The 15,812-nt window shown below is 33.1% G+C and carries 13 protein-coding genes; 11 read left to right on the top strand and 2 right to left on the bottom strand.

Annotated elements, in window-relative coordinates; genetic code table 11:
• Nucleotides 1–209 precede the first annotated feature (209 nt).
• Together ACFPH8_RS02870 and ACFPH8_RS02875 are read left to right on the top strand one after the other, a co-directional pair.
• Entirely contained in the window at nt 210–545 is a 336-nt protein-coding gene (locus ACFPH8_RS02870; RefSeq protein ID WP_376858383.1) for a 7(1) septoil knot domain-containing protein, read from the top strand.
• A gap of 61 nt (nt 546–606) precedes the next feature.
• Entirely contained in the window at nt 607–1,383 is a 777-nt protein-coding gene (locus ACFPH8_RS02875) for a patatin-like phospholipase family protein (protein WP_376858384.1), read from the top strand.
• Between the two features lie 31 nt (nt 1,384–1,414).
• On the opposite strand, the gene ACFPH8_RS02880 is transcribed toward ACFPH8_RS02875, so the two are convergent.
• Entirely contained in the window at nt 1,415–1,561 is a 147-nt protein-coding gene (locus tag ACFPH8_RS02880; RefSeq protein WP_248396992.1) for a hypothetical protein, read from the bottom strand.
• A gap of 259 nt (nt 1,562–1,820) precedes the next feature.
• On the opposite strand from ACFPH8_RS02880, the gene ACFPH8_RS02885 reads away from it, so the two are divergent.
• From ACFPH8_RS02885 to ACFPH8_RS02895, 3 genes are all read left to right on the top strand, one after another.
• Nucleotides 1,821–6,869 carry a translocation/assembly module TamB domain-containing protein gene (locus ACFPH8_RS02885; protein ID WP_376858385.1) on the top strand — a complete coding sequence of 1,683 codons (5,049 nt, stop codon included), beginning with the start codon at nt 1,821–1,823 and terminating at the stop codon, nt 6,867–6,869.
• Between the two features lie 59 nt (nt 6,870–6,928).
• On the top strand, nt 6,929–9,181 hold the full coding sequence (gene tamL, locus ACFPH8_RS02890; protein WP_376858386.1) for a translocation and assembly module lipoprotein TamL: 2,253 nt from the start codon (nt 6,929–6,931) through the stop codon (nt 9,179–9,181).
• A 380-nt stretch (nt 9,182–9,561) separates the two neighbouring features.
• On the top strand, nt 9,562–9,753 hold the full coding sequence (locus tag ACFPH8_RS02895; RefSeq protein WP_376858387.1) for a PID-CTERM protein-sorting domain-containing protein: 192 nt from the start codon (nt 9,562–9,564) through the stop codon (nt 9,751–9,753).
• A gap of 5 nt (nt 9,754–9,758) precedes the next feature.
• On the opposite strand, the gene ACFPH8_RS02900 is transcribed toward ACFPH8_RS02895, so the two are convergent.
• Nucleotides 9,759–10,349 (bottom strand): riboflavin synthase, encoded by a 591-nt coding sequence (locus ACFPH8_RS02900; protein ID WP_376858388.1) that lies wholly within the window; start codon nt 10,347–10,349, stop codon nt 9,759–9,761.
• A gap of 60 nt (nt 10,350–10,409) precedes the next feature.
• Between ACFPH8_RS02900 and pdxA the strand changes: the two genes are divergently transcribed.
• The 6 genes from pdxA to accC all read left to right on the top strand — a co-directional run bounded on the left by pdxA (nt 10,410) and on the right by accC (nt 15,420).
• Nucleotides 10,410–11,456, top strand: a complete 1,047-nt coding sequence (gene pdxA, locus ACFPH8_RS02905; RefSeq protein WP_376858389.1) for a 4-hydroxythreonine-4-phosphate dehydrogenase PdxA — start codon at nt 10,410–10,412, stop codon at nt 11,454–11,456.
• A 72-nt stretch (nt 11,457–11,528) separates the two neighbouring features.
• Nucleotides 11,529–12,068, top strand: a complete 540-nt coding sequence (locus tag ACFPH8_RS02910; protein WP_376858390.1) for a YceD family protein — start codon at nt 11,529–11,531, stop codon at nt 12,066–12,068.
• An 8-nt stretch (nt 12,069–12,076) separates the two neighbouring features.
• Nucleotides 12,077–12,280, top strand: a complete 204-nt coding sequence (gene rpmF, locus ACFPH8_RS02915) for a 50S ribosomal protein L32 (RefSeq protein WP_248397006.1) — start codon at nt 12,077–12,079, stop codon at nt 12,278–12,280.
• 176 nt (nt 12,281–12,456) lie between these two features.
• The gene (locus ACFPH8_RS02920) at nt 12,457–13,452 is read left to right on the top strand and encodes a beta-ketoacyl-ACP synthase III (RefSeq protein ID WP_248397008.1); all 996 of its coding nucleotides are present in this window, start codon (nt 12,457–12,459) and stop codon (nt 13,450–13,452) included.
• 41 nt (nt 13,453–13,493) lie between these two features.
• Nucleotides 13,494–13,976 carry an acetyl-CoA carboxylase biotin carboxyl carrier protein gene (accB, locus tag ACFPH8_RS02925; RefSeq protein WP_248397010.1) on the top strand — a complete coding sequence of 161 codons (483 nt, stop codon included), beginning with the start codon at nt 13,494–13,496 and terminating at the stop codon, nt 13,974–13,976.
• Between the two features lie 91 nt (nt 13,977–14,067).
• The gene (accC, locus tag ACFPH8_RS02930) at nt 14,068–15,420 is read left to right on the top strand and encodes an acetyl-CoA carboxylase biotin carboxylase subunit (protein WP_376858391.1); all 1,353 of its coding nucleotides are present in this window, start codon (nt 14,068–14,070) and stop codon (nt 15,418–15,420) included.
• Nucleotides 15,421–15,812: the final 392 nt, after the last annotated feature.

The following is a 15,812-nucleotide window of genomic DNA, read 5'->3' on the forward strand; positions in this document are numbered from 1 at the left end:
GAAAAAACGAATCTAAATTGATTATATTTATACTCATTAATATGTTTAAGCCTTTCAAGAAATTGAGAGGCTTTTTTTGTTTTAAGATTCTTATATTTTCCAAATTTGAAATCTTCATTTTTATCAAATCTTTCTTCCACTTTTAATTAAGCAGTATAAAATGTCAACCAAATTTTCGTAAATTAAACCTGACTAAATTTAAGCACTTTATGAAAAACCTTATTTCTATACTACTTATTAGTTGCTTTGGATTCACGTGTGCTGCGCAAAAAATATTTTCCGTTCAATATGCCAATCAAGCAGATGTAAAAGTGTTTGTAGTTGACTACGAAAGTCAAGCAGATCTAAAAGTTTATAAAGTAGAATATGCCAATCAAGCAGGGAAAAATGATGGTAAATGGTTTTTTACGGAATATGGAAATCAGGCAAAAAAGAAAATATACTATGTAGATTATCAAAACCAAGCTGATCTCAAAATCTACTTTGTAGAATATGAAAATCAAGCTGGTTGGCGCAATAAAGCCAAACAGCATTTACTGTATTAATGGGTTGTTTTTATTTAGGATTATGTATTTTCGTTTAATTATTAATTCTCATTTGTAAGTAATGAAAAGAACAAATACAATAGGGCTTGTATTGTCTGGAGGTGGTTACAGAGGTATTGCGCATATTGGCGTATTGAAAGCCATGAAGGAATTAGGTATTAAACCCGATTACATTTCTGGAACAAGTGCTGGTGCCATTGTTGGATCCTTATATGCTGCTGGCCATTCTTGCGATAAAATTTTTGATTTTTTCTCCAATACAGAATTGTTTACATATCATAATTACACTTTAAAAAAGCCCGGATTAATTGATGGCTCTAAAATTGAAAACATTTTAAAAACCTATTTTAAAGAAGATAGTTTTGAAGCTTTAAAAACACCCATGTATATTGCTACAACTGATTTAGTTCACGCTAAAACACGCTACTTTAATTCTGGCCCAATTATAAAACCCATTATAGCATCATCTTCTGTTCCTGGTGTTTTTTCACCAGTGGTTTTTAATGATTTTCTTTTATGCGATGGTGGTGTTACCAATAACTTTCCCGTGGAACCTCTATTAATTACATGTGATAAAATTATTGGTGTATTTTTAAATTCGCTTCTAGAAACTTCAAAAGAAAAGCTAACTTCTACCAAGTCTGTTTTAGAAAGAGCGTACAAAATTACACGTGTTAATGCTTCTGAAAATAAATTTAAATCCTGTGATGTTTTCATTGCACCTAAAGAACTAGGTAAGCATGAAATTTTCTCGAAAACACATGCCAAAGAAATTTTTGAAATGGGCTACCAAGAAGCAAAATTGCAGTTAACTGCATTTTATAAGAATTCTAAATAGTCTAGTTTTCTCTGATTTAAAAGATGTTTAATTAGCCTTCCTTCGATTTTGCCATTATAGCTTTCAAGCGTTCTTTGCGCAAGGCTTTTTCGGCTTTTTTCTTATCAATTTTTCTATTGAGAAGTTTGGTGTGCTTGGCCTTATTTTTCGTGTTTTTCTGACCCTTCGGTTTTGGCATAATAGTGATTTTATAGATCGTGTGAAATTAAATAAATAGCCTACTAAATTTCACCAATGATAGATAAAATAGTGCTAAAAAGTATAATTTTAGTTAAATTTCCTTTAAACCGGATGTTTTACAGCTATTAATAATTGTTTTAAAGTACATTCACAAGTATTAAAATAATAAATTTGTAATTCAGATAAATTGCTTGAAGGAAACGGAAAATAAAGACATACAACAGCCTACACCTAAAAAAAAGAAAGGGTTTAGATTCTTGAAAATAATCGGACGGATTATTTTAGGGATTCTTTTGCTGTTATTTTTGCTCATTCTGTTTATTCGGAGTCCTTGGGGACAAGATATTATTGTTACCAAAGCCGTTTCTTTTCTGTCTAGTAAAACTAAAACCAAAGTAGCCGTTGAAAAACTGTTTATCACCTTTGATGGCGATATACAATTAGACGGACTGTATCTGGAAGACACTAAAGGCGACACATTAATTTATTCAAAATCCTTGGAGGCTAATGTTCCATTATGGGCTTTAATTCAAGGCAATGGCATTGGTGTGGACGGTTTGGAATGGGAAGGTGTTCGCGCTAACATCACGCGAAAAGACACCATTCAAGGGTTTAATTTTCAGTTTATAATTGATGCTTTTGCAAGTGAAGAACCTACACCCGTTGAAGCAGACACGACCTCGGCACCATTAAATATTATTTTAGGAAATTTGAATTTCAAAAATTTTGATGTGGTTTATTACGATGCCGTTACAGGAATTGACAGTCGTTTTAAAATAGGAAAACTGTTGGCAGATATGGATAAAACCGATTTGGAAACCATGACGTTTAATGCTTCGGAATTAGAGCTCGCCGATAGCAATATTAAATTTTACCAATTACCTGTTCCTCCAACGCCAGATACCGAACCAACCACATTACCGTTAATTACCGTTGATGAAATAACGCTGACTAATGTGTTTGCGGATTACCAAAGCAAAGCCGATAACCTGGCTTTAACCGCATCCATTAAGGAGTTTTATGCTGAAGTGCCAAATATAGATTTAACTAATAAGCTTTTTGAAGTTGATGAATTTCGACTAAAAAACTCAACCATCACGCTTAAAACAGAAACGGAAAATAATGTTGTTAAGGAAAAAGTAGAAGAAGTTTCTAAAGAAATTGAAAACGAAATAATGGCATTTGAGTGGCCAGAATTACAACTCAAAATTGGAGAAATAGATTTAGAAAATAATAATTTCAGCTACTTCGTGAACAATGAAAAAGGCAAAAAAGGTGTTTTTAATTCCAATGCTATTGTATTAACGGAAATCAATTTTCAAGCAAACACAATTCTGCTAAAAGATAAAATGGCAGAATTAGATTTAGAAGAAGCATCTTTTAAAGAAATTTCAGGAATCGATTTAAAAAACGTGCAATTCAATCTCAATGCTTCCGATAAGAAACTGAATGTATCAGATTTAAAGATAGCTTTAAATAAAAATGACATACAAGGAAATTTACAGTTGGACTATCCATCTTTAGCCAATTTAATAAAAGTTCCAGAGCTGTCTAAAGTCGCATTAAATTTGCCGGCATTTAAAATAGCACTTCAAGATGTATTTTTAATTCAACCAGACTTAAAATCCAATGAATATCTAAAAACCTTGAGCAAAAACCAAATTACTGGAACTATAAAAGCCAATGGTTATTTGTCAGACATTAACTTATCAAAAATGATAATTAATTGGAGTAATACAAAAATTTCAGCCAATGGAAGTATTCAAAACGTAACCAATCCTGATGCGCTAGCGTTTAATATTCCAGCTTTTTCCGCGGTTACAAAACGGTCTGATATTATAAAATTCGTAGAAGAAGATAGTTTAGGAATTAGTCTTCCAAAGGATGTGAAATTTGCAGGAAACGCCACCGGAAACCTCAATGATATTACTGCCGAGGCAAAATTAACTACCACACAAGGGATTGCTACCATTGAAGGTATGTATAAAAATGCTGAAACTTTGGAGTTCCATGCAGATTTGGCCGTGGAGGATTATAAGCTGAATGAATTACTTAAAAACGACCAATTGGGTGCTTTAAATTTAAAAATTGTAGCCCAAGGAAAAGGTGATAATATTAATAATCTTGATGCTAGTTTAGAAGCTACCGTTTCCAGTTTTAAATACAATAATTATGATGTAAACGATTTAAAATTAGTTGGCGATATTAAAAATGGTACTGGAAATATTACCTCTAATTATAAAGACAAAAACTTAAATGCCAATGTGTATGCTACCGTTGTTTTAGATTCCATAGCACCAGAGGTTACAGCTGAATTAGATATTATTGGAGCGGATTTACAAGCCTTGGGTCTAATGGAACGAAACGTGAAAACAGGTATGAAAATTTATGCCGATTTTAAAGGGAATAGCAGCAATTTTGATTTAGCAACCATTGTAGATAGAGGTGTTTTTGTATATGATGAAAAGAGTTATTTGTTAGGCGATTTGAATATGCTAGCCCACGTAAGAAAGGATACAACTTCAGTTTCTGTAAAGAATAAAATGGTCGATTTACTATTGGAATCCAATACCGATCCAGAAACCTGGACTAAATCTTTAAGGCATCATGTATTAAGTTATTTTTATCGTGATGAAGTTGTTTCGGATAGTATTGACAATCCCGTGAATTTAAAACTTCGTGGAAAAATTAGCCAATCGCCTATTTTGAACGAGGTGTTTGTTGTAAACATTCAAGATTTGGATACCATTCATATTGCTGTGGATTTTAAAGAAGCTGAACGGAAACTTAAAGCCAATATAACCGCACCACATATTAACTATAGTGATTATGAATTGGATAGTTTGGCGTTTTCTATGGATACAGATTTGGAGAAATTCAATTTCAATTTGGGTTTTAATGAAATAGTTGCAGGGCCTTTAAATATTCAAAAAACGATGATTTCTGGAAATCAAATTAATAATGAATTATCTCTAGAATTCACTGCCTACCATGATGAGGAAATTTTAACTCAAATTTTTAGTGGGATTACTGGCACAAGTGAGGAATTACGATTCCATGTGGAACCAGCTAATTTAACTATAAATAAACAATCTTGGAATATACCAGAAGCTAATGAAATGCTTATTTATCCAAATAAACTGGAATTTAATGCCTTTAAATTCAGCAAAGGAAATCAGGCGTTTGAAATTACAGACAAACTTCCAAATATAGATAAAGATCATGTTGCCGTCGATTTTAAGAATTTTAAATTAAGTGAATTTTTAAGCTATTTTAATCCAGATGATAAGATTGCTTCTGGCGACTTAAATGGTGATTTTATTTTAGAAGAACCTTTTGGAAACACTGGAATTGTTGCGGATTTAGATATCTCAAAATTACAATTTATGGATGTTAATTTAGGGACTTTTACCGTAGATGCACAATCCTTGAATAATGATAGTTATGATTTTAATGCCAAAATGAAAGGAGGCGAAATTGATTTAGATTTAAAAGGCGATTATATAGCGAGTCAATCGGGTGCGGAACTAAATCTTAATTTAGATATTAACCAGTTTAATATGGCGGCTTTAAATGGTTTCTCTCAAGGTGAAATAACCGAAACCGATGGGTATTTTACTGGTAATTTTAAATTAAGTGGTACAACTAGAGAACCAAAATACACTGGGCAATTAGAATTTAACGATGCAGATTTTAAAGTGGCCATGTTCAATTCGGCTTTCACACTACAAAATGAAACCTTGAATATTGATAATTCTGGATTGTCCATGACTAATTTTACCATTCAGGATGAAAACCAAAACACTTTTGAAATGTCTGGAAAAATTGGCACCGAAAATTTCATTAATCCAACTTTCGACTTACAAGTCACGGCCAATGATTTTCAAGTTCTTAATGCTACAAAAGAAGACAATGATTTTCTATATGGAAATGCCAGTTTTGCTGGGAGTGCTAAAATAACTGGCGATTTACAAGTGCCCAAAATAGACATGGACATGACCATAAGTTCAGATACGGATGTTACTTATATTTTACCGTCAGCTACGGTAAATGTGGAAGAGCGTGATGGTGTTGTTGTGTTTGTAAATCGGGAAAATCCAGATGCTATTTTAACTAGAACAACAGAAAAAACAGCAACTATAAAAGGTTTGGATATTGCAGCACTTTTAAAAATAGGAAAAGAAGCAACCGTAACGATTATTTTGGATGAGCAAACAGGCGATAATTTTAAAGTATCTGGTGAAGGTGATTTTAATATGACCATGAACCCAAATGGGAATGTTAGACTTTCAGGTGTTTACGAAGTTTTATCTGGTCATTATGAATTAAATTTATATAAAATAGTAAACCGAAAATTTAATTTGGTTCCAGGTAGTCGTGTTACATGGTCTGGGGATCCTTTTGATGCAAAACTAGATGTTAAAGCAGTTTATCAAGTAGAAGCATCGGCTTCACCATTAATGGCTCCTGTTTATTCAGGAAGTGACCCGGCCGTTAAAGGGAAATTCAGACAAGTGTTGCCTTATTATGTGTTTTTAAATATTTCAGGACAGCTTATGGAACCTGAAATTGCCTTCAATTTGGATATGCCAGAGGAAGAACAAGGTGCAATTGGTGGACAGGTATATGGTAGAATTCAGCAATTAAATAATCAGGAGGATGAATTAAATCGTCAAGTTTTTTCACTTTTAGTGTTGAATCGTTTTTACCCAGATCCCGGTAGCGATGGTAGTTCTGGAGGCGTGGCTTCCATAGCACGAGATAATTTAAACGATGCCGTAGCAGATCAGCTTAATATGTTTTCCGATAAATTATTAGGAAATTCTGGTTTCGAACTCGATTTTGGACTAAATAGTTTTACGGATTACCAAGGCACATCACCGCAACAACGTACGCAATTAGATATTGCAGCACAGCAAAAATTATTTGATGATCGTTTAATTGTACGTGTTGGTAGCGAAGTAGATATTGAAGGAAGCAGTTCTACTGGCGAAGAAACGCCAATAATTGGTAATGTAAGTATCGAGTATTTGCTAACTGAAAGTGGTCGTTATCGTTTAAAAGGTTTTAGTAGAAATGAATTTGAAAACGTAATTGATGGGCAAACCGTAGTGAGTGGAATAGCCTTAATTTTCACACAGGAATTTAATAAGTATAATGAACTTTGGGATGCCTTGTTTAAATCTGAAACAGAAAAAGAAAAGGCTGAAAAAGCGAAAAAAGAAGCTGAAAAGCAAGCTGCTAAAGAAAAAAGGAAGAAAAAAGAAGAAGCTACTAATAATAGCATTGAAGAAAAAAAGAACTAAAAGCGCGATAAATAAAATAGTATAAATTGAAACCGTACCAAACATTTAAACACATTTGTATGCTTATTTGGATAGGGAGTTTTTACTCTTGTAGCATAACTAAGCAGATTCCAGAAGATGAACGTTTGTACACAGGCGCTACGCTTACCATTGAGTCTGATAGTACTATTGTAAACGAATCAGGTTTGAAATCTGAATTAGAATCGGTTTTACGTCCGGAACCAAATTCCACCTTTTTGGGTATGCATCTTGGCTTGTATTACTATTATAAAAATCAGAAAGAAAAACCTGGATTTATTAATCGTTGGCTCTACAAACAGTTTGGTGAAGAACCCGTTTATCAATCGGATGTGGAAGCTTATGAAATTGAAACCTTGTTATTAAACCGATTAGAAAACAGAGGTTTTTTCTACAGTCGTGCAGCTTCAGCTTTTGAAGAAACTGAAAATAAAGCCTCATTAAATTATACGGTTACTGTTCCAAAACCATACAGAATGGCTAGCTATAAAATGGATTCCATGCCAGATAGTATGGATGACATTATGAAAACATTAGTTTCTGAATCACCTTTAGAATCTGGTATGCGTTTTGATTTAAATAAAATGAAACTAGAGCGGCAACGGTTAGATAAGGAACTCAAGGCAAAAGGCTATTATAATTTTAATGATAATTTTTTAATTTTTGAAGCAGACACAAATCAATATTCTAATAAAAACTTCGACTTATTCTTAAAATTAAAAAACGAAGTGCCTAAAAAAAGTTTGATTCCTTATAAAATTTCAAAAGTTAATGTGTATCCAAATTATGAAGGCGTAGATTCTATCCAAACACCCTCAACTACAAGGTATAATGATAAAAATTTTATTCAAAAAGAAACGTTTTTTAAACCCAAATATTTAGATCCATTTATAACTTTAGAAGAAGGTAATTATTATAATCCCAAAGATTCTCGAAACACTGCCAGACGACTTTCCACCATTGGTGCCTATAAATACGTAAATATTCAATATAAGGAAGTGGATACCTTGGCTGATGATAATTTAGGAGAGTTAGAAGCTACTATTTATTTGTCACCATTAAATAAACGTGCGCTTCGTGCAGAGCTTCAGGTTGTAACTAAATCTAATAGTTTTGCTGGTCCTGCCTTAACACTAACTTTAAGTAATAGAAATTTATTTGGAGGTGGTGAAACCTATAATATTACACCTAAAATAGGGTACGAAAAACAATTAGGAGGTGGTCAAAATTCTGGTAATAGTAGTTTAGAGTTAGGGTTGCACAACGAGCTTATTTTTCCCCGAGTCCTTTTCCCTATTAAGATAAATGAGGATTTTTTCGAATATTCCATTCCTAAAACAAAAACCTCTTTAAGTATTGATTATTTAGATAGAAGCGATTTATATACCTTACTATCAGGAACAGCTTTATTTGGTTATTCATGGGATGCCAATAGGTATGTAACTCATGAAATTAATCCAATATCATTAAGTTATACAGAACTTTTAAATACCACGCCAGAATTTGAAGATATACTAGAAAATGATCCTTTTTTAAGACGCAGTTTTGAGCAGCAGTTTATAGCTGGATTAACTTATGCATTTACTTATAACGAAATGATAAATGCCCAATTAAAACATCAATTTTATTTTAATTTCACCTTTGATATTGCTGGAAATACTATTAGTTTATTTGGTAAAGATCAAGGAACGGAAAGCCCAAAAACATTTCTAGGCTTTGAATATGCACAATATGCTAAAGCAGATGTTGATTTTCATTATCATTTTAACTTTGGTAAAGAACAAGTTATTGCAGCAAGGCTTTTTGGTGGTTATGGTTTGGCTTATGGAAACTCTGATGTTATTCCTTTTGTAAAACAGTATTATTCTGGTGGTCCATATAGTGTTCGTGCCTTTAATATTAGATCTTTAGGTCCAGGAACCTATAACCCAAATTCAGATACAACTGACGGCGATATTGTTTTCGATAAAACAGGAAATATAAGACTCGAAGCCAATGTAGAATACCGCTTTCCTATTGTATCATTTTTAAAAGGAGCCGTTTTTGCCGATGCTGGAAACATCTGGAACTCTAAAGAAAACCCTATTTATAATGGGAAAGATAAATTTGGAAGTGGATTTATTAGTGAGCTTGGAATGGGAGCAGGAATAGGCCTTCGTGTGGATATACAAAGTTTTGTAATTCGTTTTGATTTGGCTGCACCTTTTCATGATCCAGCATTACCGAAAGGAGAACGTTTTAATTTTGATGTTGGTTCTCCTATATTAAATTTTGCTATTGGATATCCATTTTAGAGATATTATAAATTTTACTATTGGGATATCGTACCATCAAGCGATTATTGGTTTGTGTTAACTTACTAGGAATTTGGGCAAATCAAACAATTTAAGTCTCATTTTTCATTAAAGCGCTAATTCTTTTCAAATAAAATAGTATATTCATTCGTTTATAAAGACGTTCATGTTTTAATAACTAACGTGATAACAATTATTTAAAGGTTGTTGTCGATAAATTATTGAATTTATTTTTAAAAAAACATATATTTGATTTTTGTAGGGTAATTTAGAGATTGACTCTACAAGAATACACTTTATCGAAGTTTTTTGCACTTAATAGATGTTTTTTTAATCAATAAATTTTGTTAAGCCAGTTTTTTTTATACATTTACCGCTGAATGAAGTCACAAAACACAAAAATAGTTGCCTCAATCTTATTTTTATTAATAAGTTTTGTTTGTTTTTCACAAACGGTGCCACCACCGCCGCAACCACCGCCGCCACCGGGTTTACCTATTGATGGCGGTATTGTTATGGGGTTAATTTCAGGTTTATTCTATGGCGTATACAGACTTTTTAAAGCTAAATAGTTTCGTTATTTGTTCAATTCAAAAAGCTTCGAAACATACTTTCCAATAACGTCAAATTCTAAATTTACTACCGTTCCAACTTTAAAAGTGTTAAAGTTTGTAAATTCATAGGTGTAAGGAATAATAGCCACACTAAAACTATTTTTTGCCGAATTTACTACGGTTAAACTCACCCCATTAATTGTAATTGAGCCTTTTTCAATTGTAATATTATTTAGTGTTTCATCATATTCAAACGTAAAAATCCAACTTCCAGCCGCTTCTTCAACTGCTGTACAAATTGCTGTTTGATCTACATGTCCTTGAACCATATGGCCATCTAAACGCGCTCCTAATTTCATTGCACGCTCTAAATTAACCGAATCCCCAACTTGTAAGTCTGAAATGTTTGTTTTTTTTATGGTTTCATTAATAGCTGTTACTGTATAGTTTTTGCCATCAATTTTAACAACTGTTAAACAGATACCGTTGTGCGCCACACTCTGATCTATTTTTAATTCAGAAGTTATATTAGAGCTAACCGTAATATGCAGATTTTGGTCTTCTTTTTCTATTTGTTGGATGGTGCCAATATCTTCTATGATGCCAGTGAACATAAGTATGGATTATTTAGTTAAATTTGCAAAACAAAATTACAAACAAAAGTTAGTTAATTAATGAGGAAAGCAGAAAATGTTATCGTAGGGATTTCTATTGGAGATTTAAATGGTATTGGAGGAGAGATTGTTTTAAAGACTTTGGCAGATGTAAGAATGCTTGAATTTTTTACACCTGTAATTTTTGCTTCTGCGAAAACCATTACATTTTTAAAAAACCATTTCGATATAGATATTAACTTTAATGGGATTACTAATTTAGATCAAGTTATAACAGGTAAAATTAATGTGTTTAATGCCTGGAATGATCGTACCGATATTAATTTTGGTAAAGAAGATCCAATAATTGGTGAGTTTGCTATAAAATCACTTTTTACAGCAACCAAAGCTTTAAAAGAAAACGCTATTGATGTTTTGGTTACAGCACCTATAAATAAACATACCATTCAGTCAGAACAATTTAATTTTCCAGGTCATACTAATTATCTAGCTCAAGAATTAGGTGGTGAGAGTTTAATGTTTATGATTTCTAATGATTTGCGCATTGGTTTATTAACGGATCATGTTCCAATAAAAGATATAGCAAGTCATATTACACCAGAACTTATAGAAAGCAAAGTAAATACGGTATATAAGAGTTTACAAAACGATTTTAATATCAGACGACCAAAAATTGCAGTCTTGGGCATCAACCCACATACAGGGGATAATGGTGTTATTGGTAAAGAGGATGATGAGGTTATGCGTCCAACACTAAAAGCGCTTAATGAAAATGGAAAATTAGTTTATGGACCCTATGCAGCTGATAGCTTTTTTGGTTCTAGTAATTACAAAAATTTTGATGCTATTATTGCATCCTATCACGATCAAGGCTTAATTCCATTTAAAACGCTATCATTCGGTAATGGTGTAAATTACACAGCTGGTTTATCCAAAATTAGAACCTCACCAGACCATGGAACGGCATTTGAAATTGCAGGAAAAGGGGAAGCGAATGAAAATTCATTTAAAGAAGCCGTCTTTTTAGCCCTTAAATTATATCATAATAGAATGGAGAATGCTGAATTAGCTAAAAATCCATTAGTTACACCGCAAAAAAAGATATAAACAAAAAAATGTTTATGTGTGTTATAAGCTAAATAATTTTTATATATTTGCAGGCTCAAAATAGATGTGATAATGAGGGAATTGAAAACGTTTACAATACCATTTGTAGGGTTAAAATTAGGGAAACATCAATTTGAGTACAAAATAGATAAGACGTTCTTTGATTTTTTTGAATATCAAGATTTTAATGATGCTGATATTGTTGTGGACTTGGAGTTAAACAAGAAAACAACCTTGTTAGAATTACATTTTGAAATATCAGGAACTGTAAATGTGAATTGCGATTTAACAAATGAGCCTTATAATCAGGAAATTAGTAATAGTTTTGATTTGGTGGTTAAATTTGGTGAAGACTACAATGATGAAGAAATTGATCTATTAGTTTTACCACACGGAGAATATGAAGTAAATGTACAACAATATATATATGAGATAATTATATTGACAGTGCCTTCAAAATTAATTCATCCAGGCGTAGAAGATGGCACCTTACAGTCTGATATACTTGAAAAATTAGAAGAATTAAGCCCTAAAGAAAAACAAGAAAAAGAAGATAACGAGGACATTGATCCGCGTTGGAATACATTAAAGAAACTATTAACGGATAAATAATAATAACAATGGCACATCCTAAAAGAAAAATCTCTAAAACGAGAAGAGATAAAAGAAGAACCCATTATAAAGCAGTAGCTCCACAAATTGCAACTTGCCCAACTACTGGTGAAGCGCACTTATATCACAGAGCTCATTGGTTTGAAGGAAAACTATATTACAGAGGTCAAGTATTAATTGACAACTCGGTAGCAGAAGAAAACGCAGCATAACTACTATGCGTGCATACAAGAAAACGCTCGTTACTGAGCGTTTTTTTTATGATAAATTTTTATAGAAGCCAAAAACGACTTAATTTGCACTAAATTAAACCGAATATCGGTGCGTTTTGACGAAATTTCATCAAAAACGTCTCGTTTTAATGGTTTTAGCGAAATAATTTATACGTATGAGTAAAATCTCAGCAGCCATTACAGCTGTAGGTGCCTATGTGCCAGACTATGTGTTGACTAACCAAATTCTTGAAACGTTGGTCGATACTAATGATGAATGGATCACCTCCAGAACAGGCATTAAAGAGCGTAGAATATTAAAGGAAGAAGGCAAAGGCACTTCGTTTCTTGCTATTAACGCAGCAAAAGACCTAATCAAAAAAACAGGTCTCAATCCCAAAGAAATAGATTTAGTAATTGTTGCAACCGCAACACCAGATATGAAAGCAGCTTCAACAGCAGCTTTTACAGCTACCGAAATAGGCGCTACTAATGCGTTTTCATTCGATCTGGAAGCCGCATGTTCTAGTTTTTTATTCGGAATGTCCACCGCTTCTAGTTATATTGAATCGGGTCGCTACAAAAAAATACTATTAATAGGAGCGGATAAAAATTCATCATTTATAGATTATAAAGATCGCGCCACATGTATTATTTTTGGTGATGGTGCAGGTGCCGTTTTATTTGAACCCAATACTGAAAATTTGGGTTTACAAGATGAATACTTAAGAAGTGATGGTGCTGGACGCGAGTTTTTACAAGCAACTTACGGTGGCTCATCGTATCCATCAACACCAGAAGCTGTTGCAGAAGGCAAACATTTTGTATTTCAAGATGGCAAAACCGTATTTAAAAACGCCGTTTTTAATATGGCAGACGTGGTTGTTAAAATACTTGAGCGCAATAATTTAAGCAAAGATGATGTTTCATGGTTGGCTGCACATCAGGCCAACAAACGTATTATTGATGCCACAGCAAATAGAATAGATCTTGACGAAAACAAAGTCATGATGAATATTCAAAAATATGGTAATACCACTTCGGCTACCTTACCTTTATTATTGAACGATTACGAATCTCAATTAAAAAAAGGCGATAAAATTATTTTTGCAGCCTTTGGAGGTGGATTTACCTGGGGCTCTATTTATTTAAAATGGGCTTATAACTCTTAACTAACTAAAAAATTAAAATCAAAACTAAAATCTAAATAATTATGGATTTAAAAGATATTCAAAACTTAATTAAGTTTGTAGCAAAATCAGGTGCTAGTGAAGTAAAATTAGAAACTGATGACGTTAAAATTACCATTAAAACAGGTAGTGATGAAAAAGCTGAAACAACAACTTATGTTCAGCAAATTCCAGTAGGTGCACCTGTTGGACACGCCCCTGCAGCTCCAGCACCAGCACCAGTGGCCGCTGCTGCTGCTCCAGAAGCAACAACGGAAGATTCTAAATATATCACTATCAAGTCGCCAATTATTGGAACACTTTATAGAAAGCCATCTCCAGACAAACCAGTTTTTGTTGAAGTAGGCCAAACTATAAAAGAAGGTGATGTACTTTGTATTATTGAAGCTATGAAATTATTCAATGAAATTGAATCTGAAGTTTCAGGTAAAATAGTAAAAGTATTAGTTGATGATTCTTCTCCAGTGGAATTTGATCAACCACTATTTTTAGTCGATCCATCATAATCTAAAGTTTAAAGTTTAAAATTTAAAGTTCCAGTTTTTTAGCTTGAACAATAAACGTACAAAACCATAAACTTATAAACTCAATAGAATTATGTTTAAAAAAATATTAGTTGCCAATAGAGGGGAAATAGCCTTACGTGTTATTAGAACCTGTAAAGAAATGGGTATTAAAACGGTAGCTGTGTATTCAACGGCAGATGCTGAAAGTCTGCACGTAAAGTTTGCAGATGAAGCGGTTTGTATAGGACCTCCTCCAAGTAGTGAATCCTATTTAAAAATGTCGAATATTATTGCTGCAGCCGAAATTACCAATGCAGATGCTATTCATCCAGGATATGGCTTTTTATCTGAAAATGCCAAATTTTCAAAAATTTGTGAAGAACATGACATCAAATTTATTGGAGCCTCTGCAGACATGATTAATCGCATGGGTGACAAAGCCAATGCGAAAGCAACCATGATTGAAGCAGGTGTACCTTGTGTTCCTGGTAGTGAAGGAATTATTAATGATTACAAACACTGCGAAAAATTAGCCAAAGAAGTTGGATATCCTGTCATGCTTAAAGCATCTGCAGGTGGTGGCGGAAAAGGTATGCGTGCTGTTTGGAAAAAAGAAAACCTAAAAGACGCTTGGGAATCCGCTAGACAGGAATCTAAAGCCGCGTTTGGGAACGACGATATGTACATGGAAAAACTCATTGAAGAGCCAAGACATATTGAAATCCAAATTGTGGGCGATTCTACAGGAAAAGCATGTCATTTATCAGAACGTGACTGTTCAATTCAACGTCGTCATCAAAAATTAACAGAAGAAGTTCCTTCGCCATTTATGACGAAAGCCCTTCGTAATAAAATGGGCGATGCTGCCGTAAAAGCTGCCGAATATATTAAGTATGAAGGTGCAGGAACGGTTGAATTTTTAGTGGATAAACACCGTAATTTCTATTTTATGGAAATGAATACACGTATCCAAGTAGAACACCCAATAACAGAGCAAGTAATTGATTTCGATTTAATTCGTGAACAAATTTTAGTGGCATATGGTGTGCCAATTTCTGGTAAAAATTATACACCAAAATTACATTCAATAGAATGCCGAATTAATGCCGAAGACCCATTTAATGATTTCAGACCTTCACCCGGTAGAATAACCACACTTCATGCACCAGGTGGACATGGTGTCCGTTTAGATACGCATGTTTATGCTGGTTATGTTATTCCGCCGTATTATGACTCTATGATTGCGAAATTAATTACCACAGCGCAAACACGTGAAGAGGCTATTAATAAAATGAAACGAGCTCTTGATGAATTTGTTATTGAAGGTATTAAAACAACCATTCCTTTCCATAGACAACTCATGGAGGATCCAGATTATTTAGCCGGAAACTACACCACTAAATTTATGGAAGATTTTGTGATAGAAAAGCCAAGTGATAATTAATAAAAAAAGCTCCGAAAATATTTTCGGAGCTTTTTTTTATTAAAAATTATTTTATTATAGTACGCGTAACATCCGTATTAGAATAGATTTCCAATTCTATATTGCTTGTAATTTATACCTTATTTAAACATTTTTAAAGTTTAGTATTAGGTTATTTAATGTCTAAATGTAAAAATTACCACTATACTCAAATATGTTTGGATTGAGTTCTAAATTCAAACGTATTGTGTAAAACTAATACTGTAGTTATCTATTCCTGTTTTACTAAATTATGTCTGGTGTTAAACGCATAGCGCCCTCTGTTTTATAACCGCTCCGTGCAATTAATATTTCAGGATTTATGCGCTTAAACTTGCATTAAAAGGGGGTGAATTATTTATACGTCTTTATTT

It is taken from the genome of Bizionia hallyeonensis (assembly GCF_042657385.1).
Taxonomy (GTDB): Bacteria; Bacteroidota; Bacteroidia; order Flavobacteriales; family Flavobacteriaceae; genus Algorimicrobium; species Algorimicrobium hallyeonense.

What these genes read in the sequence shown, in the direction of transcription:
- ACFPH8_RS02870 (WP_376858383.1), top strand. Translation starts at nt 210, where the DNA reads ATGAAAAACCTTATTTCTATACTACTTATTAGTTGCTTTGGATTCACG.
- ACFPH8_RS02875 (WP_376858384.1), top strand. Translation starts at nt 607, where the DNA reads ATGAAAAGAACAAATACAATAGGGCTTGTATTGTCTGGAGGTGGTTAC.
- ACFPH8_RS02880 (WP_248396992.1), bottom strand. Translation starts at nt 1,561, where the DNA reads ATGCCAAAACCGAAGGGTCAGAAAAACACGAAAAATAAGGCCAAGCAC.
- tamL (WP_376858386.1), top strand. Translation starts at nt 6,929, where the DNA reads ATGCTTATTTGGATAGGGAGTTTTTACTCTTGTAGCATAACTAAGCAG.
- ACFPH8_RS02895 (WP_376858387.1), top strand. Translation starts at nt 9,562, where the DNA reads ATGAAGTCACAAAACACAAAAATAGTTGCCTCAATCTTATTTTTATTA.
- ACFPH8_RS02900 (WP_376858388.1), bottom strand. Translation starts at nt 10,349, where the DNA reads ATGTTCACTGGCATCATAGAAGATATTGGCACCATCCAACAAATAGAA.
- pdxA (WP_376858389.1), top strand. Translation starts at nt 10,410, where the DNA reads ATGAGGAAAGCAGAAAATGTTATCGTAGGGATTTCTATTGGAGATTTA.
- ACFPH8_RS02910 (WP_376858390.1), top strand. Translation starts at nt 11,529, where the DNA reads ATGAGGGAATTGAAAACGTTTACAATACCATTTGTAGGGTTAAAATTA.
- rpmF (WP_248397006.1), top strand. Translation starts at nt 12,077, where the DNA reads ATGGCACATCCTAAAAGAAAAATCTCTAAAACGAGAAGAGATAAAAGA.
- ACFPH8_RS02920 (WP_248397008.1), top strand. Translation starts at nt 12,457, where the DNA reads ATGAGTAAAATCTCAGCAGCCATTACAGCTGTAGGTGCCTATGTGCCA.
- accB (WP_248397010.1), top strand. Translation starts at nt 13,494, where the DNA reads ATGGATTTAAAAGATATTCAAAACTTAATTAAGTTTGTAGCAAAATCA.
- accC (WP_376858391.1), top strand. Translation starts at nt 14,068, where the DNA reads ATGTTTAAAAAAATATTAGTTGCCAATAGAGGGGAAATAGCCTTACGT.